The sequence below is a fragment of the Streptomyces sp. NPDC037242 genome, assembly GCF_055604165.1.
The window spans coordinates 71,937-93,452 of sequence record NZ_JBVJUY010000010.1 but is presented as its reverse complement, the minus strand read 5'-3'; the positions used below and the strand labels follow the sequence as shown (position 1 = coordinate 93,452).

Here is a 21,516-nt window from a genome sequence, read left to right as displayed (position 1 = left end):
GGACGGGCTCACTTCGCGTCGGCGTAGCACTCCACGATCGCCGTCGTGAACGGGAAGCGGACCGGGGTGTCGCCGAAGGTGATCCGGCCGGCCAGGTCGCCGGCGGTGCGGATGGCCTCGGCGACGGCCTCGGCCTCCTCCTGCGGGCAGTGCACGATCACCTCGTCGTGCTGGAAGAACACCAGCTCGGCCCGCATCCCGGCGGTGGCCTGGCGCAGGGCCGCGAGGAGCAGCAGGGCCCAGTCGGCCGCGCTGCCCTGGACCACGAAGTTGCGGGTGAACCGGCCGCGGGCCCGGGTGTTGGTCGAGGCGTAGCTCGGGGTGTAGCCCTCGTCCCGCTCCTGGGGGATCCCCGCCTCGCCCTCCTCGGGGGCTTCGGCGGGCGGCGGGCAGGTCCGGCCCAGCCAGGTGCGTACGAGGCGGCCCTCCTCGCCGGCCCTGGCCGCGTCGTCCACGTACGCGACGGCGAGCGGGAAGCGGCGGCGCAGCGCGGCCAGGTTCTTCAGGCCGTCGCCCGAGGTCTGCCCGTACACGGCGCCGAGCACGGCGATCTTCGCCATCTCCCGGTCGCCGGAGAAGCCCTGGCGGGAGATGGCGGTGTAGAGGTCCTCGGGGCGCCCGGCCACCTCCATGAAGGCGGGGTCGCGGGAGATCGCGGCGAGGACCCGGGGCTCCATCTGGTCGGCGTCCGCGACGACGAGCCGCCAGCCGGGGTCGGCGACCACGGCCTTGCGGATCACCTTGGGGATCTGCAGGGCCCCGCCGCCGTTGGTGACCCAGCGGCCGGTGAGGGTGCCGCCGGGGATGAACTCGGGGCGGAACCGGCCGTCGTGGACCCAGTCGGCGAGCCAGGCCCAGCCGTGGGCGGTGTAGATCCGGTAGAGCTTCTTGAACTCCAGGAGGGGTTCCACGGCCGGGTGGTCGAGATCCTGGATCTCCCAGCGGCGGGTGGACTTCAGCTTCATCCCGGCCTCGGCGAAGGCCTTGACGACATCGGCGGGGAGTTCGGGGCGCACCCGCCGGCCGAAGGCCCCGGAGATCCGGTCGGCCAGCTCCGCGAGCCGGCGCGGCTGCCCGCCGCCCGCGTACCGCTCCCCGAGGAGGTCGGTGAGCAGGGCGCGGTGCACGTCGGCCCGCCAGGGCAGGCCGGCGCGGTTCATCTCGGCCGCGACGAGGAACGCGGCGGACTCGGCGGCGGTGAGCAGCCGCATCCGGTCGGGGTGCGCGGTGGCGGCGTGCCGCTTCGCCTGGTCGGCGTGGACGGCGAGCAGCGCTTCGAGCGGTACCGGGGCGGGCTGCGGGTCGAACAGCGAGTCCTGGGTCCCGGGTGTGGCCGCGCGCTGCGGCGGATCGGGGGGTACGGGCGCCCCGGTGAGCCGCGCCCAGGCGGCCGCGGCCGAGCGGGGTTCGCCGAAGCGGCCCTCGTGACCGAGGAGCAGCAGCTCGGCGTCCTCCACGTCGTAGCACCGCTCGACGCGGACGCCGGCGGCGAGCAGGCGGGGGTACACGGCGGCGGTGGACGCCCAGACCCAGCGCGTCCCGGCGGGCGCGGCGCGCACGGCTTCGGCGGGGTCGCGCCCGCTGACCTGCCCGTCGACCCGCCCGGTGCCCTGCCCGTCGACCCGCTCGATGCCGCCCCCGTCGACCCGCCCGCCCCCGGCGGCCGGGTCCAGGGGCGCGGCGTGCCACCGGCCGTCGCCGTCCTCGGCAAGGGCCCACCGGGGGGTGCGGTCGCTCATGGTTGCGAGTGTCCCACCGGGGTATGACAACGGCCCCGAGGGACCCGGCGGCCGCCGCGGGGCCGTCGAATTTCGCGGGCGCCGCACGGCGAGGCAAGCTGAGGGGCGTGACAGACCTTGCCGAAATCGTCGACCGTGCGTGCGAAGCAGCCCTCTACAGCCAGGACGACTCCGCGCTCGATGCCGGGGCCTCGCTGCTCGCCGCCGACACCGGGCGCTGGGCCGGCGTGGGCGCGGCGCTGCTCGGCCGCGGGCAGGGTTACGTACGGCAGGCCTGGGAGCGGGGGTGGCGGCCGGCCGACGTGCTGCGGCTCGTACGGCGGGACCTCGGGCAGATCCACCTGGACATCGCGGGCGACCTGGTCGCCGGCGAGGCGCGGGCGTACGCGCGGCTGCCCGAACGGTGGACCGACGCCGAGGTGTGGTGGGAGGACGACGCGCGGTACGGGGAGCAGCTCGCGGCCCGCCAGCGCGTCGACCGGTTCACCCTGGCGACCGCCGTGCTGGAGCTGTTCCGGCTGCTGATCCGGCTGCCCTCCATCGAACCCGTCGGCCCGGTCCCGGGCGGCCCGGCCGACGCCCTTGAGCACCACGCGCACATCGAGCCCCGCATGCTCGGGCGGATCCGGGCGCTGCTGGCCAAGGCCGAGGCGACGACGTTCCCGGAGGAGGCGGAGGCGCTCAGCGCCAAGGCGCAGGAGCTGATGGCCCGGCACACCGTGGACGAGGCGCTGCTGGCGGCGAGCGGCAAGGGGCCGGCCCAGGTCCCCGCCGCGTGCCGGATCGGGGTGGAGCCGCCGTACGAGGAGGCCAAGGCGGTGCTGCTCGACGCGGTGGCCGGGGCGAACCGCTGCCGGGCGGTGTGGAACAGCGGCTTCGAGTTCTCCACGGTGGTCGGCTTCGAGAGCGACCTGGAGGCGGTGGAGCTGCTGTACACCTCGCTGCTCGTGCAGGGGACGGCCGCGATGACGCGGGCCGAGGCAGGGCAGCGGGCGGGCGGACGCAAGCGCACGAAGACGTTCCGGCAGTCGTTCCTGCTGGCCTACGCGAGCCGGCTGGGCCAGCGGCTCGCCGAGACCGCCGAGCACACGGTGGCCGAGACCCCGGACCACCTGCCGGCGCTGGTGGCCCGGGACGTGGCCGTCACCTCGCGGGCGGAGGAGATGTTCCCGCGGACCACCACGACCCGGTTGCGCGGCGCGACCGACCTCGCGGGCTGGGAGGACGGCACGGCGGCCGCCGACCGCGCGCACGTCGGCGGGAACCGGCGCCCGCTGCCCGGGCGTTAAGCCGCCTCTTTGGAAGGGCGCTCGTCCTCACCGCGCATGGCACGGGACTCGGCCTTCAGGATGCGCGCCGACTTGCCGAGGGAGCGGGCCATCTCCGGCAGCTTCTTCGAGCCGAAGACGATGAGGCAGACGACGAGGAGGACGACCAGGTGCCAGGGCTGAACGGCGTTGCGGATCACGTGCGTACTCGCCTTCTCGGGGTGATCGTGGTGATCACCGTCCGATGATCGGCCTTATCGAACCGCTTGTCACCAGACCTGTACAAATCTGAAGAAGTCCTGAAAGCGGATATTGTCGACGCCATGAGCTGGCTGCGGGCCCTGAAGGACACCGCTCGTACGGGCATGACGGTCGAGCGGACCCGCCTGGAGCCCCTCACCGCGCTGCGGGCCGCCGCCGGGCTCGCCATCGTGATCGGCGCCGGACTGGCGTTCCTGGGGCCCGGATCGGCCGCCAGTTCCGCCTTCGGGGCCTTCATGGCCGCCATCGCCACCTTCCAGAAGAGCTGGCGGCCGCGTCCCGTCCTGGCCCTGGCCGCCGGGCTGACGCTGGCCGTCTCCACCTTCATCGGCTACCTCGTCGGGTCCTCCGACACCTGGCTGTTCCTCGTCCTGCTCGCCGTCTGGGCCTTCGCGGCGAGCCTGATGTGGGCGGCCGGCCCCACCGCCGGGATGATCGCCTCCGGCAACGTCGCGATCATGCTCGTCACCGTCACCCTGCCGACCTCCGTGCCGCAGGCCGCCGGGCACGCAGCGATGATCGCCACCGGCGGGGTGGTCCAGGCGCTGCTGATCGTCCTGTTCCCCGTGCGCCGCTGGGGCGCCCAGCGCGACGCCCTGGCCGACGCCCTCGACGACGAGGCCGACTACGCCCGGCGGCTGCGCCACGACCCCGTCGCGCACTTCGACCCGGAGCCCCTGATGCGGGCGCGCGCCGCCGCGACCGTCACCCGCCGCCAGGCCCGGCGGCGCCCCGCCGAACTGCACGGGGCGCGCGGGCTCGCCGAGCGGATCCGGCCGGTGCTGGCCTCGCTCGCCGACCCGGCGGTCGGGGCGCCCGCGCAGGGGCCTGCGCGCGACCGGGTGGGGGAACTGCTCGCGGCGGCCGCCTCGGTGCTGGACGCCGCCGCGCGGGCGATCCGGCACGGGGAGCCCGTACGGCTGCCCGCCCCGGCCCTCGCGGTGCTCAAGTCCCCCGACACGCCGGACCTGCTGGAGGGTGCGCCGCTGCGGGCCGCGCGCCGGCTCGCCGCGCTGCTGGACGACGTACTGGAGACGGCCGAGCCCGGGTCCGGGCGGACGGCCGCCCCCGGGGAGTCGATGCTGCGGCCCACCCTGCCCGCGCTGGTGCCGATGGTGCTGAAGGCCGTACGGGCCGAACTGCGCCCCGGATCGCCCATCCTGCGGCACGCCCTGCGCGTCACCGCCGTGGCCTGCGCGGGCTACGTCATCGGCCACGCGCTGCCGCTCGGCCACGCCTACTGGGCCCCGATGGCATCCGTCATGGTGATGCGGCCCGACTTCACGCAGACCTACTCGCGCGCCGTCGCCCGCTTCGGCGGCACCCTGGTCGGGGTGGCCGTGGCCACCGCCGTCGTGCAGCTCGTGCATCCGGGGATGTACCTGTCCGGCTTCCTCGCGGTGCTGAGCGCGGGCCTCATGTACGTGCTGATGCGCACCGGGTACGCCGTCTCGCAGGTCTTCGTCTCCGCCTACGTCGTCTTCCTGCTCGGCATGGGCGGGGCCCGCTGGGACCAGACCGTGCCCGACCGGGTGAGCCTGACCCTGCTCGGCGGCCTGCTGGCGATGCTCGCGTACGCGCTCTACCCGGCCTGGGAGACCCCGCGGCTGCGCACCCGGCTGGCCGACTGGGTCGAGGCGCTCGGCGGCTACGGGGCCGCCGTGCTCCGGCAGTACGCCGACCCGGCCGGGGCCCGGCCCGGCGAGGTGCGCGAGGCGCTGCTCGCGGCCAGGGACGCCCGGATCGCCTGGCAGGACGCGGTCGAGCGGGCCTCGGGGGAGCCGGTGCGCCACCGCGGCATCTCCCGCGCGGCCGCCGACGAGGCGGGGCACGCACTGGCGGCGCTGGGCCAGGGCGTGATGCTGCTGGAGGCGCACCTCCCGGACCGGGCCCAGGCCCCGGTGCCGGGCGCGGCCGAGCTCGCGCTGGCCCTGCGTACGGCTACGCGGGAGGGCGCCAAGGCGGTGCGCGAGCGCCGGGTCCCGCGGTGGGACGGCGTCCGGGAGCTGCTCGCCGAGGGCGGCGAGGGCGGCGAGGGCGGTGACGGCGCTCCGGCCCCAGCGCCACCGGCCGGGACCGGGACCGGGGCCGGGGTCCTGCGCGGGGCCGCGCGGCAGGTCCTGGAGTCGCTGGACGAGGTCTCGGAGGCGCTGCGTCCGGCGGCCCGCCAATAGCAGTGCGAGGAGCTGTGATCAAGGGGGCACAGCGCGTGCACGTGCATCTGCCCATGCAGGAGCCTATGAACACAGCTATGATCCGGTGCAGTTGACATCTGCACTATCGGGGGCTTCCTGTGGACCACGCGTACAACGGGATGGCAGCTGCAGAACTCGACGGCGTGACCTGGCAGAAGAGCAGACACAGCAACTCGCAGGGTTCCTGCGTCGAGTTCGCGAAGCTGCCCGGCGGTGATGTCGCCATGCGCAACTCACGCTTTCCGGACGGTCCGGCACTCGTCTACACGCCGGCCGAGATAGAGGCTCTGCTGCTGGGCGTCAAAGACGGCGAGTTCGACCACCTGATCGGCTGACCGGAAAGGCGCAAAGATCAAGCCTTGCACGTGCACTGGCCGGGACTGATCGAAATGATCAACCCCGGCCAGTTGTCGTATTGGGTCGTACTGCCTCGCATTGAATGGTGTTCGCGCGTTCGCGCGTTCGCGCAGCCCTAGTCCTGGAGCATGAACAGGGCCCAGACCACCTTGCCGGTCAGGCGCCCCGCGAGCGGGTGCCAGCCCCAGCTGTCGCTGTAGGAGTCCACGAGGAACAGCCCGCGTCCCGACTCCAGGTCGAAGTTCTCCTCGGTCCGCTCCGGGGCGAACGCCCCGCCCGGCCGGTCCTCGCTGGGATCCCGCACCGCGCACACCAGACGGGTGCTCCACCGCATCAGGTGCAGCCGTACGGGCGGATCCGACTCGGCCCCGCGGCAGCGCGCATCGTCCGGCAGGGCATGGCGCAGCGCGTTCGTGACGAGTTCGGAGACCACGAGGGCCACGTCGTCGAAGCGGTCGTCGAGACCCCACTGGGTGAGCGTCGACCTGGTGAACGAACGGGCGCCCCGCACCGCCTCGTACCGGGCGGGCAGAGCGCAGGAGGCAGACCCGGAGACAGCCGTGGGGTCGACCGGGGGAAGCCCCTGCCGTAACGGCTCGAGCATGGTCGATCCATTCGTCCCCATGCGAGGCACTCCCGGGATTCGCGGGCAGAGCGGCAACTCTGCCCAGAAAGAACTGCGGGGTGGGTCCCGCGCCGGCGCGAAGAGCACGCAGGTGCGCGGCACCATGGTTCCGAATGCCGAAGCCGGATGCAAGGGCAGATGCACGTGCACGCGCCGGACCTGTCCACTCCCGTGACGGTTCTTGCTCATTTCTTCCTACGCATACTTACGGACTTCTTTTCCGGGACGCCGGATTCCGTTACAGAACGAGTACGGACCGATGCGTTTTGGTGGCAGACTGCGGCCCCTGGGGTACGGGGGCCCCGCGACGCACACGCGCACACCACGCGCACACCATTGCGATGGGGAGGGCAGGACTAGTGACCGCAGAAGCCAGCGGTTCTGTGGTGCGCCGCATCCTCCTGGGCTCACAGCTCAGGCGACTCCGAGAATCCCGCGGCATCACCCGTGAGGCGGCCGGCTACTCGATCCGCGCATCCGAATCGAAGATCAGCCGCTTGGAGTTGGGAAGGGTGAGCTTCAAGGCCAGAGACGTCGAGGACCTCCTCACGCTCTACGGAGTCACGGACAGCGCCGAGCGGGAGTCCCTCCTGGGGCTGGTCCGCGAGGCCAACGCGACCGGCTGGTGGCACAGTTACGGCGACGTGCTGCCCGGGTGGTTCCAGACGTACATCGGCCTGGAGGGCGCCGCCTCGCTCATCCGCATCTACGAAGTGCAGTTCGTGCACGGCCTGTTGCAGACGGAGGCCTACGCCCAGGCCGTCGTCAGCCGCGGCATGCCGGGCGCCACCCGCGCCGAGATCGACCGGCGCGTGGCCCTGCGCCTGGAGCGCCAGAAGGTGCTGGTCTCCGAGAACGCCCCGGTCTTCCACGCCGTGCTCGACGAAGCCGCGCTGCGCCGCCCGTACGGCGACCGCGACGTGATGCGCGGCCAGTTGGAGCACCTCATCGAGGTCTCCCAGCGGCCGAACGTGCATCTTCAGGTGATGCCGTTCTCCTTCGGCGGCCACTCCGGCGAGAGCGGGGCCTTCACCCTGCTGCGCTTCCCCGAGTCCGATCTCCAGGACATCGTCTATCTGGAACAGCTCACCAGTGCCCTCTACCTCGACAAAGACGAGGAAGTGGGGCAGTACGGAAGGGCCATGGAGCGGTTGCAGGCCGACTGCCCCGACCCCGACAAAACCCGGGATCTCCTCCGTGGCCTGCTTCAACTGTCTTGATACGCACGTAGTATGACGTCTGATCAGTGCATGATGACCGATCGGTCTCCGGTGCAGCGCAAGGGTGCGCGCTCGCAGTAAGGGATGGCATGTCCATATTCGAGGACCTGGCTCACCAGTACATCGACGGCGAATGGCTGCCCGGCACCGGTTCGTGGGACATCATCGACGTCAACCCGTACAACGGGGAGAAGCTCGCGGCCATCACCGTGGCCACCGTCGAGCAGGTGGACCAGGCCTACCGCGGCGCCGAGCGCGCCCAGAAGGAATGGGCGGCCACCAGCCCCTACACCAGACGCGCGGTCCTGGAGCGCGCCCTGCGGATCACCGAGGAGCGCGAGAAGGAGATCGTCGAGGCGATGATCGACGAGCTCGGCGGGACCCGTCCCAAGGCCGAGTACGAGGTCCACCTCGCCATGGAGTTCCTCCGCGAGGCCATGCAGCTCGCCGTCCGCCCCGAGGGCCGCATCCTGCCCTCGCTGGTGGCGGGCAAGGAGAACCGGGTCCAGCGCCTCCCGGTCGGGGTCATCGCCGTGATCAGCCCCTTCAACTTCCCGTTCCTGGTCACCCTGAAGTCGGTCGCCCCGGCCCTCGCCCTGGGCAACGCGGTCGTCATCAAGCCCAACCAGAACGCCCCCGTCGTCGGCGGCGGGGTCATCGCCAAGATCTTCGAGGACGCCGGGCTGCCGGCCGGGCTGCTCAACGTCCTGGTCACCGACATCGCCGAGATAGGCGACGCGCTCCTGACCCACCCCGTACCCAGGGTCATCTCCTTCGCCGGCTCCGACCGGGTCGGCCGGCACGTCGGAGCGGTCGCCGCCCGCCACTTCAAGCGGACGGTGCTGGAGCTCAGCGGCAACAGCGCGCTGGTCGTCCTCGACGACGCCGACCTCGACTACGCGGTGGAGGCGGCGGTCTTCAGCCGCTTCGTCTACCAGGGCCAGGTCTGCATGGCGGCCAACCGCATCCTGGTCGACGCGGCCGTGGCCGAGGAGTTCACCGAGAAGTTCACCGCCCGCGTGCGCGGCCTGAGAACCGGTGACCCGCACGAGGCCGACACCCACATCGGCCCCCTGATCAACTCCTTCCAGGCCGACGCCCTGACCGCCCTGGTCGACCGCGCCGTCGAATCCGGGGCGCAGGCGCTCGTACGGGGATCTACGCGCGGCAACCTGGTCGAGCCGACGGTGCTGGCCGGGCTCCCCGAGGACTCCCCGCTGCTGGGCCAGGAGATCTTCGGCCCGGTGGCGCTGCTGGTGGTCTTCGACGGCGAGGACGAGGCCGTGCGCCTGACCAACGCGACCCCGTACGGCCTGAGCGGAGCCGTGCACACGCGGGACGTGGAGCGCGGGGTGCGCTTCGCGCAGCGGATCGAGACGGGGATGATCCACGTCAACGACTCCACGATCGGGGACGAGCCGCTGGCCGCCTTCGGCGGCGAGAAGGCCTCGGGCCTGGGCCGGCTCAACGGCGAGGCCACGGTGGAGGCCTTCACCACGCAGAAATGGATCTCCGTTCAACACGGTAGGACCCGTTTCCCCTTCTAGATCCCCCTAGACTCGGGCGGGTCAGGCAGGACGCGTCCCGGGGGAGCCGAGTTGAGCAACATACCGGAGACCGGTCGGACGCCCCGGGTCCAGAACCGGCTCGTCATGATCCAGATCGTGGTGTTCTCGCTGCTGCTGACCCTCGGCGGACGGCTCTGGTACCTGCAGATACGCAATGGCCAGGAGTACACGGACGAGGCGAAGAACAATCACACCCAGCAGGTCGTCCAGCCCGCCGTGCGCGGCGCCATCCTCGACTCCCGCGGGGTACCGCTCGCGGACAACGAGACCCGCATGGTGGTCTCCGCGAGCCGCACCGAGCTGTCGAAGATGAAGGACCGCGGCAAGGGCGTTCTGACCCACCTCGCCGAGGTGTTGGGCCTCAAGCCCGAGGACGTGGTCAACGGCGTGCGGCTGTGCGACGCCAAGACCCCCAAGCCCTGCTGGAACGGCTCCCCGTACCAGCCGATCCCCGTCACCGACGAGGCGACGACCGAGCAGGTCCTGGAGATACGGGAGCACGCCGAGCAGTTCCCCGGCATCACCGCCGAGCCCACGGCCCTGCGCCGCTACGCCGGACCCGACGGCGCGAACACCTCCCAGGTGCTCGGCTACCTCTCGCCGGTCACCGACGAGGAGATCGGCAAGGCGAAGCACTCCGACTCCCCGTACCTGCGCTCCGACCAGGTGGGCCGCTCGGGCCTGGAGCGTACGTACGACAAGGAGCTGCGCGGCAAGGCGGGCATCACGCGCTACGAGGTGGACAACCTCGGGCGGGTCATCGGCGAGGGCGTGAGCGACAAGGCGCAGCCCGGCGCGAACATCGTGACCTCCATCGACTCGCGCGTGCAGGCGGTGGCCGAGCGCGAGCTGTACAACGCGATGCTCGAAGCCCGCAAGGGGTACGACAAGAACACCCGGCGCAACTACGAGGCGGACTCGGGCGCGGTCGTGGTGATGGAGGCGAAGACGGGCCGGGTCGTGGCGATGGCGTCGAACCCGACCTACGACCCGAACGCGTGGGTCGGCGGCATCTCGGCCAAGGACTACGCCGGGCTCACCGACAAGGAGTCCAACTACCCGCTGCTGAACCGGGCGATCCAGGGCCAGGCGGCCCCGGGCTCGGTCTTCAAGGTGGTCTCGTCCACCGCGGCGGTCAATGCCGGGTACCCGTTCAACGCCCGCTACGGCTGCCCGAGCTCGTACTCGGTGGGGAACCAGACCTTCACGAACTTCGAGTCCCAGGGCTACGGCGACATCACGATCGGCCGGGCGCTGGAGGTCTCCTGCGACACCGTCTACTACGGCATCGCGGACAAGGAGTGGAAGAAGGACGGCGGGATCAACCCGAAGAAGAACCCGAGCGACTGGTTCTTCAAGACGGCCCACGAGTTCGGCCTGGGCAAGCCCACCGGCGTCGACCTGCCGAACGAGGTGCCCGGCCGGGTCCCCGACCGGCAGTGGAAGAAGGACTTCTTCGAGGCGAACAAGGCCGCGTGGTGCCGGGACGGCAAGAAGGACGGCTCCTTCGCCGAGAAGATCGCCTACGAGAACTGCCGCCAGGGCAACCAGCTGCGCGAGGGCGACGCGATCAACTACTCGATCGGCCAGGGCGACACCCTCGTCACCCCGATCCAGATGGCGTCGGTCTACGCGGCCATCGCGAACGGCGGCACCCTGCACCAGCCCAGCATCGGCAAGGCGGTGGTCAGCGCAGACGGCACCTCGGTGAAGGAGATCGCGCCGAAGGAGAAGGGCAGGCTGCCGATGGACGCGAAGCTCCGCGACGACATCGACGGCGCGCTGGCCGACGTGGCCACCACCGGCAGCGCCGCCTGGCGCTTCGGCGGCTGGCCGCAGAAGCAGATCCCCATGCACGCCAAGACCGGCACCGCCGAGGTCCAGGGCAAGCAGACGACCTCGTGGTTCGCCTCGTACACCGAGGACTACTCGATCGTGATGACGATCTCGCAGGGCGGCACCGGCTCCGGGGCCTCGGGCCCGGCCGTCCGCAAGATCTACGAGGCGATGTACGGGCTGGACCCGACGGGCAAGCAGGACCTCTCCAAGGCCCTGCTGCCGAAGCCGGCCACCGCGCTGCCCGCCGTTCGCCCGGACGGAGAAAACGCCCCGCATTGAGGACAGAAGCTGACCGCAAGGCTCCGTAATGTGGTTCTTGTCAGCGGGAGAGACACCCCACCACAGAAGGTTGGTCACGTCATGGCTCAGATGTCCACGGAGATCCTCGGCGACGAGCGCGGCACGCTCCTGTCCTTCGTCGAGGCCCAGCGCACCGCGATCCGCGAAGCGGTGGAGGGGCTGAGCGAGGAGCAGGCGGCGAGCCGCCCCAGCGCCAGCGAGCTCTCGCTGTCCGGGCTGCTCAAGCACGTGGCCGAGGTGGAGCTGGGCTGGCTGCGGATGGCGCAGCAGCAGCCGAACGAGCGGGAGCGTCCCTGGGAGCAGTGGGGCGAGGGCTTCCGGCTGACCGACGAGGAGAGCATCCCGGCCGTCCTGGCCTTCTGGGACGGGGTGCGGAAGGAGACGGAGGCTTTCGTCGCCGCCCTCCCGAGCCTGGACGACACCTTCCCGCTCCCGCCGGCGCCCTGGTTCCCGAAGGACGGCAAGGTATCGATGCGCTGGATGCTCCTGCACCTGGTGGAGGAGTTCGCCCGGCACGCGGGCCACGCGGACATCGTCCGCGAGTCCCTCGACGGCACCAAGGCCATGGGCTAGGTCCAGGGTCGGGGTCGGGGCCGGGGCTGCGTTGGCTAGCCTGGCCGCATGTCAGCGATTCGGCTTCTTGTCCTCGGCGCGGTCCGCCAGCACGGGCGGGCCCACGGGTACCAGGTGCGGGCCGACCTGGAGTACTGGGGCGCCCACGAGTGGTCGAACACCAAGCCTGGGTCGATCTACCACGCGCTCAAGCAGATGGCGAAGCAGGGCGTGCTGCTGGCCCACGAGGTCGCACCGTCCGCGGCGGGGGGTCCGCCGCGGACGGAGTACGAGCTGACGGACGCGGGCCGCGCGGAGTACTTCAAGCTGCTCCGCGAGGCCCTGTGCGCGTACGACCAGAAGACGGACGTGCTCTCGGCGGCGATCGGCTTCATGGTCGACCTGCCGCGCGCTGAGGTGCTGGAGCTGCTGCGCGAGCGGCTGGCGAAGCTGGCCGGCTGGCGGTCGTCGGTGACCGAGTACTACACCCCGGAGGGCGGCCCGGAGCAGCTGGGCCACATCGGGGAGATCATGCACATGTGGGTCCACTCGGCGGACGCCGAGGCGCAGTGGACCCGGGGGCTGATCGAGCGGATCGAGGGCGGGGCGTACTCCTTCGCGGGCGAGGGCGGCGAACCGTTCGTGGGGGTCCTGGCGGAGGGCCAGGAGAACCCCTTCGCGTAATCAAGTTTGACTAGCCGGGCTCCCGGGCATATCTTCGCCATCCAACTACTCAAGTTTGATTACTGGGGAGTGATCTTGGCGATCTCCGTCGAAGTCGAGGGAGTCCACAAGCGGTACGGCGGGAAGCAGGCCCTGGCCGGGCTCGACCTGCAAGTGCGCACAGGGACCGTCCACGCGGTGCTCGGCCCCAACGGCGCGGGCAAGACCACGGCGGTACGCATCATGAGCACCCTGCTGCGGCACGACGAGGGCGTGGTCCGGGTGGCGGGCCACGACGTACGGACGGACGCGGCGGCCGTCCGCGCCCGGATCGGGCTGCTCGGCCAGCACGCGGCGCTCGATGAGCAGTTGGACGGGCGGCAGAACCTGGAGATGTTCGGCCGCCTCCACCACCTGGGCGCGCGGCGGGCCGGACTGCGGGCGGACGCGCTGCTGGAGCGCTTCGGCCTGGCGGACACCGGCCGGCGGCCCGTGGGCAACTACAGCGGCGGCATGCGGCGCCGGCTCGACCTGGCTGCGTCGTTCATCGGCAACGGGGAAGGCGGCGACCCGCAGGTGCTGTTCCTGGACGAGCCGACCACCGGCCTCGACCCGCGCGGCCGCGCGGAGGTGTGGAGCGCCGTCCGCTCGATGGTGGGCGGGGGCACGACCGTACTGCTGACCACGCAGTACCTGGAGGAGGCCGACCAACTGGCGGACCGCATCACCCTGATCGACGGCGGACGGGTGGCGGCCGAGGGCACGGCGGACGAGCTGAAGGCGAGCGTCGGGGCGGACCGGATCGTCCTCGTCCTGCGGGACGCGGACCAACTGGCGCGCGCGGCGGCCCTGCTGGCGGACGCGACGGGGGACCCGTACGGGGACCCGTCCGCCGACCCGGACTCCCTGACGCTGAGCCTGCCGGTGCGGGACCGCATGGCGGGCCTGACCCGGACGCTGCGCGTCCTGGAGGAGGCGGGCATCGAGGCGGCGGACCTCTCGGTGCGGCGGCCCACGCTGGACGAGGCCTTCCTGCACCTGACCGACCGCACCGGCGGCACCGACCGCACCGGTCGCACCGGGACGGAGGTGGCGGCATGAGCGCGGCCTGGGCGGTCTCGGACTCCTGGACGATGACCCGGCGCGAGCTCGCGCACTGGGCGCGCCAGCCCGTACAGGTGGTCGTCGGGCTGGTCTTCCCGGTGATGCTGCTGCTGATGTTCGGCTTCCTGATCGGCGGCGGCCGCGGGATCGACGGCGAGTACGTCGAGTTCCTGGTGCCGGGGATGCTCGCGCTGACCATGGCCTTCGGCCTGGAGTCGACCATGACGGCGGTCACCCGCGACCTGGAGCGGGGGGTCATCGACCGCTTCCGCGCGATGCCGATGTCCTCCTCGGCGGTGCTGGTCGGCCGCAGCGCGGCGGACATGCTCCAGTCGGCGGTGGGCCTGCTGGTCCTCGGCGGGGTCGGCCTGCTGCTGGGCTGGCGCTGGCACGGATCGGTGGGGGCCGCCCTGCTCGGCTGCGCCCTGCTGCTCCTGTTCCGGCTCGCGATGCTGTGGATCGGCATCTACCTCGGGATGGTCGCGGGGCGGCCCGAGCTGGTGCAGGCGGTGCAGATCCTGGTCTGGCCGGTGGGTTTCCTGTCCAACGCGTTCGCCACGCCGGAATCGATGCCGGGCTGGCTGGGCGCGGTGGTCGAATGGAACCCGATGTCGGCGACGGCCACGGCGGTGCGCGACCTGTTCGGCAACCCTGCGGCGGCGCCCCCGTCGTGGGCCTCGGACCACGCGGCGCTGCTGGCCGTCGGCTGGCCTGTGCTGCTGCTGGCGGTCTTCTTCCCGCTGGCGGTGGGGCGCTTCCGCGGCCTGAGCCGGTAGGCAAGGGGGGCCCGGGCTTGCACCTCACGCCGCGTGAGGGACCACAGTCGAGGGCGTACCCAACCAGAGGAGCGGACGGAAATGGGCTACTCAGTGGGCCAGGTCGCCGGATTCGCCGGAGTCACGGTGCGCACCCTGCACCACTACGACGAGATCGGGCTGCTCTCCCCGAGCGGCCGCAGCCACGCGGGACACCGGCGGTACGACGACGCCGACCTCGACCGGCTGCAGCGGATCCTGTTCTACCGGGAGCTCGGATTCCCGCTCGAAGAGGTCTCGGTCCTGCTGGACGACCCGGACTCGGACCCGAGGGAGCACCTGCGCCGGCAGCACGCCCTCCTGTCCGACCGGATCGCCCGGCTCCAGCAGATGGCCAGGGCCGTTGAGCACGCCATGGAGGCGAAGAAGATGGGCATCAACCTCACGCCCGAGGAGAAGTTCGAGGTCTTCGGGGACTTCGACCCCGACCAGTACGCGGCGGAGGCCGAGGAGCGCTGGGGCGGCACCGACGCCTACAAGCAGTCCGCCCGCCGCGCGGCCTCTTACACGAAGGAGGACTGGCAGCGGATCCAGGACGAGGCGGACGACCTCCACCGCAGGCTCGTCGCGCTGATGGACTCGGGCGCTGCGGCCGACGGGGAGCAGGCCATGGACCTGGCCGAGGAACACCGCGGCTGGATCGGCACGAACCACTACGACTGCTCGTACGAGATGCACACCTGCCTGGGTGAGATGTATGTCGCAGACGAGCGCTTCACGGCGTTCTACGACGGCATCCGCCCTGGTCTGGCGGTCTTCCTGCGTGACGCGATCATGGCGAACGCGGTGCGCGGCGTCTAGACGGCGAGTTTCCCGCACGGCCCCCTCCGGTGACTGGAACCAGGTGGGGGCCGTGTGCGTTCATAATTGGAACCACCTGTCGCGTTCCCGCACACCGCCGACACCCCCCGATCCAGGAGAGCCCGGAACTCGTGTACACGCTTGCGCTCGGCCCTGAGTGGCTGTCCCCGGACTACCTGATCTCGCATTTCGGCCTGATCGGCATCCTGGTCATCGTCTTCGCGGAATCGGGCCTCTTCGCCTTCCTGCCCGGCGACTCCCTGCTGTTCACGGCCGGCCTGCTGGTCGCGAACGGCGAGTACATCAAGCAGCCGCTGTGGCTCGTCTGCACGCTGATCGTGGCCGCGGCGATCATCGGTGACCAGGTCGGCTACCTGATCGGCAAGTACTTCGGCCCGAAGCTCTTCAACAAGCCGAACTCGAAGCTCTTCAAGCGGGAGAACCTCGACGCCGCGCACGACTTCATGGAGAAGCACGGCCCCAAGGCCATCGTGCTCGCCCGCTTCGTGCCGATCATCCGCACCTTCGCGCCGATGGTCGCGGGCGCCGGCTCGATGAAGTACCGCACGTTCCTGACGTACAACGTCATCGGTGGCATCGCGTGGGGTGCGGGTGTCACCTGCCTCGGCTACAAGCTCGGCCAGTTCGACGTCATCAAGAACAACATCGAGCCGATCTTCATCGGCATCGTCCTGATCTCCGTCATCCCCGTGGTCTTCGAGGTGCTGAAGGCCCGCAAGGAGCGCAAGAACAAGCCCGCGGCGGAGCCGGTGCCGGCGTCGGCCGAGGGCGGCGAGGACGACCCGCAGACCCCGGGCCCGCGCGGCGGCCGCCACGCCAAGCGCTGACCCGTACGGAGCCCCGTAAGGCCTCCTGCGCCCCGCAGACCCGCGAGAGTCTGCGGGGCGTACGTGTGTCCGCGTGTACGCGTGTACGTGTGTCCGCGCGCGCCGCTAGAAGCCGCGGGTGCGCTTCGCGGCCCGGCGCTTGGCGGCGCTCGCCGCCCCGGGAATCCGCATGAACAGCCGGGAGGTCTCCGACCCGAGGTTGACCCCGATCGCGATGGCCAGCGCGATGGCGGCCGCGTTCGTCAGGGAGCCGAGGCCCTCGTTGAGCCGGTCCTCGGCGATCAGCAGCAGCCCGTAGTACGTCGCCGAGCCCGGCAGCAGCGGGCCGATGGCCGCGGTCACGTACGGCAGGGCCGAGGCGAAGCGGTAGCGCGAGAAGAGCTGGCCGAAGAGGCCCACCAGCCCGGCCGCGATGGCGGTGGACGGCACCGGCGGGATGCCCCCGGCGTAGTGCAGGGCCCCGAACGTCACCCAGGCGACCCCGCCGTTCAAGGTCACGATCCACACGGTGGCGCGCTCCTGTTGCAGCAGGATCGCGAAGGTGAACACCAGCACCATCGAGGCCGCGATCTGGATCAGCGGCCGCTGGGTGATCTGGAGGACCTCCTCCGGTTTGGGGGCGGCGCCGAACTGGAGCCCGATGTAGAGCACGACCAGGACGCCCATGATGATGCCGATGAAGAGGTACATGACCTCCAGCAGCCGGGCGGACGCGGTGATGTAGTAGCCGGTCAGGCCGTCCTGCACGGCCGCGACGAGGGCTCGCCCCGGCAGCAGCGCGAACAGTCCGCCGGTGATCACCGCGGAGGCCTTGATGTCCTCGATCTCCAGGAGCTTGAGCGCGACCCCGAAGGCGGCGGGCGGCATCGCGGCCACGACGAACTGGTAGAACTCCGGCAGGCCGCGCCCGGCGAACAGCCAGGCCAGCCGGTCGCCGAGGATCGCACCGATCGCGGCCGCGAAGAACACGATCACGCCACCGCCGACGAGGGTGGAGGCCGCGCCGGCGAGCACCCCGGCGGCCAGGGTGAGCACCCAGCCGGGGTACGGGTGCCGGTTGCGGCGGATCTCGGCGAGGCGCCGGTAGGCCTCCTCCAGCGAGATGTCGATCTCGGGGGCGCTGATGTCGTCCACCAGCCGGAACACGGCCGCGAGCCGGTTGTAGTCGGTGCCGCGGCGGCGCACGGTCCGGTTCGCCGAGACGGGGTCGTCCACCAGCGAGGGCTGGTGCGTGATGGACAGCATGGTGAAGGTGACCGTGGGCTCGCAGCGGTCGAGCCCGTAGCTGCGGGCCACCGCGAACATCGCGGCCTCCACGTCCTCGGCGCCCTCCCCGCCCGCGAGCAGCAGCTCGCCGATGCGCAGCGTGAGGTCGAGTACGCGGCCCACGGCGGGCCCGGCCTCGGTCTGCTTCTGCACGGACTCGGGGACCGGGCGTACGTCGACCGGCATGCGCAGCATCGTGCGCATGCGGTCCTGCCAGGGGGAGGCGACGGGGAAGCCCGGGGCGGGGGTGTAGGCGGGCGGGGAGTGCGCGGCGCTGTAGGTCGCCGGGGTCGCGAAGGCGGAACCCTCCTCCGGCTCCGGGGGCAGCGCCGCCAGGCCGTCGGGGACGGCGAACTCCGAGGTCGGCTGGTCCTCCTCGGCCGCCTCCGGCTCCATGCCGGGCGGAGGGGTGAAGGCGCTGCGCGCCTCGTCGGACGTGGGCTTCTTGTCCTCTGCCCCGTCGGCCTCCGCCACGCGTCCTCCACTCTGCGATCACCGGCGGTATCAGTATGCGGAACCGTTTCCTCCCCGGCGACGCCGCCCGCCGCCCGGGAACGCGACAGCGGGCGGCACCCCGCGTGGGGTACCGCCCGCTGTCGTACCGGAGGGGGCCGCGGGAATCCCCGCGGCCCCGCTCACCGGCGGGAGCCTCAGTGGTGGCCGCCCTGGGCCTCAAGGCGCTTGTACGAGGCCTCGATCTCGGCCTCGGCCTCGGTGCGGCCGACCCAGTTCGCGCCCTCGACGGACTTGCCCGGCTCCAGGTCCTTGTAGACCTCGAAGAAGTGCTGGATCTCCAGGCGGTCGAACTCCGACACGTGGTGGATGTCGCGCAGGTGCTCGACACGCGGGTCGGAGGCGGGGACGCACAGCAGCTTGTCGTCGCCGCCGGCCTCGTCCGTCATGCGGAACATGCCGATGGCGCGGCACTTGATCAGGCAGCCCGGGAAGGTCGGCTCGTCAAGGATGACCAGCGCGTCCAGCGGGTCGCCGTCCTCGCCGAGGGTGTTCTCGACGAAGCCGTAGTCGGCCGGGTAGCTGGTCGAGGTGAAGAGGCGACGGTCCAGGCGGATCCGGCCGGTCTCGTGGTCCACCTCGTACTTGTTCCGCGAACCCTTGGGGATCTCGATGGTGACGTCGAACTCCACGTCCTGCTCCTCCATGATCAGCTGCATGCAGCTTGATTGCTTCGGGACTGCGTTGTGATGAACTGCGTGCGCGTCCGGCCCAGCCCCACCGGGTGGGGTGCCATGCTCGCGGCAAGACGCAGTGGTTAAGTGTCCCTCACGCATATGTGTGATCGCGAAAGGGGCTGGTCCGAGGTGCCATTGGTCAAGACGTGGCAGCTCATCGCAGGGTCGGCCGTCGCCGGCCTCGCCCTGTCGGCGGCTGCGGTGGCCGCGGCCGGTCCTTGGGACTCCGGCCAGCGTAAGGCCGAGCGGGACAGAGCCGCCTCCTGGGGCCTTACGGGTGGCGCAGATCACGGTGGCGGCGCAGCCGCGGGCGGCGCCGGAGGACTCCCGCGGCCCGCACCGAGCGCCCCCGGCGTGCTGGTCGGCGCAGGGCCCGGTGTCGGCCCCGGTGTCGGGCCCGACGGCGCGGCCGCGAAGGCCGGCGCCACCGGTCCGTCCGGGCTCGCCGCCGCGCTGCGGCCGCTGCTCGCGGACGCCGCGCTGGGCACCGTACGCACCGCCTCGGTGATCGACACCGCCACCGGGCAGGTCCTCTACGAGTCCGGGGCGCGGGACGCGATGACCCCCGCCTCCACCATCAAGATCGCCACCGCCTCGGCCGCGCTCGCCGCCCTCGGTCCCGAGCACCGGATCAGGACCACGGTGACCCCCGGCGCCGGCCCCGGCCAGATCGTCCTGGTCGGCGGCGGCGACCCCTCGCTCACCGCGAAGAAGAAGGCCCCCGCCGGCTCCGGCGGCAGCCTCGTCGCCCTGGCAGCCGACACCGCGCAGGCCCTGAAGGCGGCCGGCACCGACACCGTCGGCCTCGGCTACGACGACTCCCTGTACACCGGCGCCGTCCGCCACCCGATCGGCCGCAACGACAACCTCGCCCCCGTCACCGCCCTCACCGCCGACGAGGGCCGCCCCGACGACTCCGCGTCCGGGCCCGTCGAGCGCACCGACGACCCCTCCAAGGACACCGCCCGCGCCTTCGCCGCCCTGCTCAGGGAACGCGGCATCAAGGTCACCGGCGAACCCGCCAGGGCCAAGGCCCCCGCCGGCGCGGTCCCGCTCGCCACTACCCTCTCGACCCCCCTGGCCGGGCTCGTCGAGCGGATGCTGACCAACAGCGACAACGACATCGCCGAGGCACTGGCCCGCCAGACCGCCCTCGCCGCGGGCCGGCCCGCCAGCTTCGAGGGAGCCGAGCAGGCCGTCACCGACCGGCTCGCCTCCCTCGGCGTCGACGTCACCGGCTCCCGCTTCGCCGACGGCAGTGGCCTCAACCGGGCCGACAAGGTCAGCACCGGACTGCTGACCGGGCTGCTCGCCAAGGCCGCCGACCCGAAGCGGCCCGAGCTGCGCCCCGTACTCACCGGGCTGCCCGTCGCCGGCTTCACCGGCACGCTGCGCACCCGCAACTCCGGAACCTCCCCGGCCGCCGGCGTGCTGCGGGCCAAGACGGGCACCCTGACCGGGGTCAACTCCCTCGCCGGAACCGTCGTGGACCCCTCCGGCCGACTGCTCGCCTTCGCGTTCCTGACGGCGAACAGCCCGGCCGCCGAGGGGGCGGAGAAGGCCCTCGACAAACTGGCCGCCGTCGTGGCCACGACGCCTTAGACCTGCGCCGGGGGATCCGCCCGACGCCTCGTCCACGTACGGTTGACGCATGACGAGCATCGGTGGTGCGGAGATGGTCGACTGGAACCTCGCGGTGGCGACCGCGACCCGGCTCGTGCGCCCCGGCCCGGAGGTCAGCCGGGACGAGGCCCGGGCCGTCGTCGCGGAGCTGCGCAGGCACGCCAGGACCTCGGAACGGCACGTGCGCGAGTTCACCCGGATGCTGCCCGAGAACAGCGGCGTCCCCGACACCCCCGTCCTCGTCGTGGACCGGGCGGGCTGGGTCAAGGCCAATGTGGCCGGCTTCCGGGAGCTCCTGGCGCCGCTGCTCGGCAAGATGCAGGAACGCCGCGCCGGCACCCCCGGCGCCGCCGTGCTCGGCGCGGTCGGCGGCAAGGTCACCGGCGTCGAGCTGGGCATGCTGCTCAGCTTCCTGGCCTCCCGCGTGCTGGGCCAGTACGAGACCTTCGCGCCGGTCACCCGCGACCTGCCCGGCTCCCGGGCGGGCGGCGGGCGACTGCTGCTGGTCGCGCCGAACATCGTGCACGTGGAGCGCGAGCTGGGGGTGGACCCGCACGACTTCCGGCTCTGGGTCTGCCTGCACGAGGAGACGCACCGTACCCAGTTCACGGCCGTCCCGTGGCTCCGCGAGCACCTGGAGGGCGAAATCCAGACGTTCCTCGGCGCCACCGAGGTCGACCCGATGACCGTGCTGGAGCGGCTGCGCGAGGCCGCCCAGTCCTTCGCCGGAGCCCGCCCCGACGCCGAGCGGGGCGACGAGGGCCGCTCCCTGGTCGAGCTCGTGCAGACCCCCGAGCAGCGCGAGGTCCTGGCCCGGCTCACGGCCGTCATGTCCCTGCTGGAGGGCCACGCCGACTTCGTCATGGACGGCGTCGGCCCCGAGGTGGTGCCCTCGGTCGCCGAGATCCGCGAGAAGTTCCAGCAGCGCCGGGCCAGCGGCGCGGGCCGCCTCGACGCAGCCCTGCGCAAGCTGCTCGGCCTCGACGCGAAGCTGCGCCAGTACCGCGACGGCGAGCGCTTCGTACGAGCCGTCGTCGGCCAGGTCGGCATGGACGGCTTCAACCGCGTCTGGACCTCCCCGAACACACTGCCCACCAAGGCCGAGATCGCCCGGCCCGCGGACTGGGTGGCCCGGGTGCACCGCAAGGGGAGCGAAGAGAGCCAAGGGAAGTGAAGTGGAGTGACACAAGGGGCGTAAACATGTCCCTCTGGGGGAAGCAGCATCACCCGTCCGAGGGACCGTGGGCCGTGGAAGGGCGTGCGATGCTCGGGGAACGGCTCG

General features: G+C 71.9%; 19 protein-coding genes. 14 read left to right on the top strand and 5 right to left on the bottom strand.

Features of this window, described 5'->3' with window-relative positions:
- Positions 1-8: 8 nt before the first annotated feature.
- Positions 9-1,739 carry a bifunctional 3'-5' exonuclease/DNA polymerase gene (locus ACZ7GJ_RS14420; protein ID WP_470751706.1) on the bottom strand — a complete coding sequence of 577 codons (1,731 nt, stop codon included), beginning with the start codon at positions 1,737-1,739 and terminating at the stop codon, positions 9-11.
- A gap of 107 nt (positions 1,740-1,846) precedes the next feature.
- Here ACZ7GJ_RS14420 and ACZ7GJ_RS14415 point away from each other — a divergent pair, with 107 nt between their 5' ends.
- Positions 1,847-3,028, top strand: coding sequence for a DUF2786 domain-containing protein (locus tag ACZ7GJ_RS14415; RefSeq protein WP_470751704.1), 1,182 nt, complete (start codon positions 1,847-1,849; stop codon positions 3,026-3,028).
- Here ACZ7GJ_RS14415 and tatA read toward each other — a convergent pair.
- Positions 3,025-3,207 carry a Sec-independent protein translocase subunit TatA gene (tatA, locus tag ACZ7GJ_RS14410; protein ID WP_470751703.1) on the bottom strand — a complete coding sequence of 61 codons (183 nt, stop codon included), beginning with the start codon at positions 3,205-3,207 and terminating at the stop codon, positions 3,025-3,027. The two genes, ACZ7GJ_RS14415 and tatA, sit on opposite strands and share 4 nt — an antisense overlap.
- A 123-nt stretch (positions 3,208-3,330) precedes the next feature.
- Between tatA and ACZ7GJ_RS14405 the strand changes: the two genes are divergently transcribed.
- Together ACZ7GJ_RS14405 and ACZ7GJ_RS14400 are read left to right on the top strand one after the other, a co-directional pair.
- Positions 3,331-5,442 (top strand): FUSC family protein, encoded by a 2,112-nt coding sequence (locus ACZ7GJ_RS14405; RefSeq protein ID WP_470751701.1) that lies wholly within the window; start codon positions 3,331-3,333, stop codon positions 5,440-5,442.
- A gap of 119 nt (positions 5,443-5,561) precedes the next feature.
- Positions 5,562-5,798, top strand: coding sequence for a DUF397 domain-containing protein (locus ACZ7GJ_RS14400; RefSeq protein ID WP_215011402.1), 237 nt, complete (start codon positions 5,562-5,564; stop codon positions 5,796-5,798).
- A gap of 137 nt (positions 5,799-5,935) precedes the next feature.
- Here ACZ7GJ_RS14400 and ACZ7GJ_RS14395 read toward each other — a convergent pair whose 3' ends face one another.
- A complete protein-coding gene (locus tag ACZ7GJ_RS14395; RefSeq protein WP_470751699.1) occupies positions 5,936-6,445 on the bottom strand; it encodes an ATP-binding protein in 510 nt (169 codons plus the stop codon).
- Positions 6,446-6,786: 341 nt separating this feature from the next.
- Between ACZ7GJ_RS14395 and ACZ7GJ_RS14390 the strand changes: the two genes are divergently transcribed.
- The 9 genes from ACZ7GJ_RS14390 to ACZ7GJ_RS14350 all read left to right on the top strand — a co-directional run bounded on the left by ACZ7GJ_RS14390 (position 6,787) and on the right by ACZ7GJ_RS14350 (position 16,155).
- Complete coding sequence (locus ACZ7GJ_RS14390; protein WP_470751697.1) at positions 6,787-7,665, top strand: helix-turn-helix domain-containing protein; 879 nt, start codon at positions 6,787-6,789, stop codon at positions 7,663-7,665.
- An 89-nt stretch (positions 7,666-7,754) separates the two neighbouring features.
- The gene (locus ACZ7GJ_RS14385) at positions 7,755-9,212 is read left to right on the top strand and encodes an aldehyde dehydrogenase family protein (protein WP_470751696.1); all 1,458 of its coding nucleotides are present in this window, start codon (positions 7,755-7,757) and stop codon (positions 9,210-9,212) included.
- A gap of 51 nt (positions 9,213-9,263) precedes the next feature.
- Positions 9,264-11,351 carry a penicillin-binding protein 2 gene (gene mrdA, locus ACZ7GJ_RS14380; protein ID WP_470751694.1) on the top strand — a complete coding sequence of 696 codons (2,088 nt, stop codon included), beginning with the start codon at positions 9,264-9,266 and terminating at the stop codon, positions 11,349-11,351.
- An 81-nt stretch (positions 11,352-11,432) separates the two neighbouring features.
- A complete protein-coding gene (locus ACZ7GJ_RS14375; RefSeq protein ID WP_470751693.1) occupies positions 11,433-11,945 on the top strand; it encodes a DinB family protein in 513 nt (170 codons plus the stop codon).
- A 48-nt stretch (positions 11,946-11,993) separates the two neighbouring features.
- The gene (locus ACZ7GJ_RS14370) at positions 11,994-12,608 is read left to right on the top strand and encodes a PadR family transcriptional regulator (protein WP_470751691.1); all 615 of its coding nucleotides are present in this window, start codon (positions 11,994-11,996) and stop codon (positions 12,606-12,608) included.
- Between the two features lie 75 nt (positions 12,609-12,683).
- Complete coding sequence (locus ACZ7GJ_RS14365; protein WP_470751689.1) at positions 12,684-13,688, top strand: ATP-binding cassette domain-containing protein; 1,005 nt, start codon at positions 12,684-12,686, stop codon at positions 13,686-13,688.
- Positions 13,685-14,467 (top strand): ABC transporter permease, encoded by a 783-nt coding sequence (locus ACZ7GJ_RS14360; protein WP_470751687.1) that lies wholly within the window; start codon positions 13,685-13,687, stop codon positions 14,465-14,467. Before ACZ7GJ_RS14365 ends, ACZ7GJ_RS14360 begins: the two co-directional genes overlap by 4 nt.
- Positions 14,468-14,548: 81 nt before the next feature.
- On the top strand, positions 14,549-15,307 hold the full coding sequence (locus tag ACZ7GJ_RS14355; protein ID WP_470751685.1) for a MerR family transcriptional regulator: 759 nt from the start codon (positions 14,549-14,551) through the stop codon (positions 15,305-15,307).
- A gap of 131 nt (positions 15,308-15,438) precedes the next feature.
- Positions 15,439-16,155, top strand: coding sequence for a DedA family protein (locus ACZ7GJ_RS14350; RefSeq protein WP_470751683.1), 717 nt, complete (start codon positions 15,439-15,441; stop codon positions 16,153-16,155).
- A 105-nt stretch (positions 16,156-16,260) separates the two neighbouring features.
- Here ACZ7GJ_RS14350 and ACZ7GJ_RS14345 read toward each other — a convergent pair whose 3' ends face one another.
- Positions 16,261-17,895 (bottom strand): threonine/serine exporter family protein, encoded by a 1,635-nt coding sequence (locus tag ACZ7GJ_RS14345; RefSeq protein WP_470751681.1) that lies wholly within the window; start codon positions 17,893-17,895, stop codon positions 16,261-16,263.
- A gap of 176 nt (positions 17,896-18,071) precedes the next feature.
- A complete protein-coding gene (locus tag ACZ7GJ_RS14340; RefSeq protein ID WP_008742522.1) occupies positions 18,072-18,566 on the bottom strand; it encodes an inorganic diphosphatase in 495 nt (164 codons plus the stop codon).
- A gap of 144 nt (positions 18,567-18,710) precedes the next feature.
- On the opposite strand from ACZ7GJ_RS14340, the gene dacB reads away from it, so the two are divergent.
- Both dacB and ACZ7GJ_RS14330 read left to right on the top strand, forming a co-directional pair.
- Positions 18,711-20,213, top strand: coding sequence for a D-alanyl-D-alanine carboxypeptidase/D-alanyl-D-alanine endopeptidase (dacB, locus tag ACZ7GJ_RS14335; protein ID WP_470751679.1), 1,503 nt, complete (start codon positions 18,711-18,713; stop codon positions 20,211-20,213).
- 49 nt (positions 20,214-20,262) lie between these two features.
- Positions 20,263-21,408, top strand: coding sequence for a zinc-dependent metalloprotease (locus ACZ7GJ_RS14330; protein WP_470751678.1), 1,146 nt, complete (start codon positions 20,263-20,265; stop codon positions 21,406-21,408).
- The last annotated feature ends 108 nt before the right edge of the window (positions 21,409-21,516 follow it).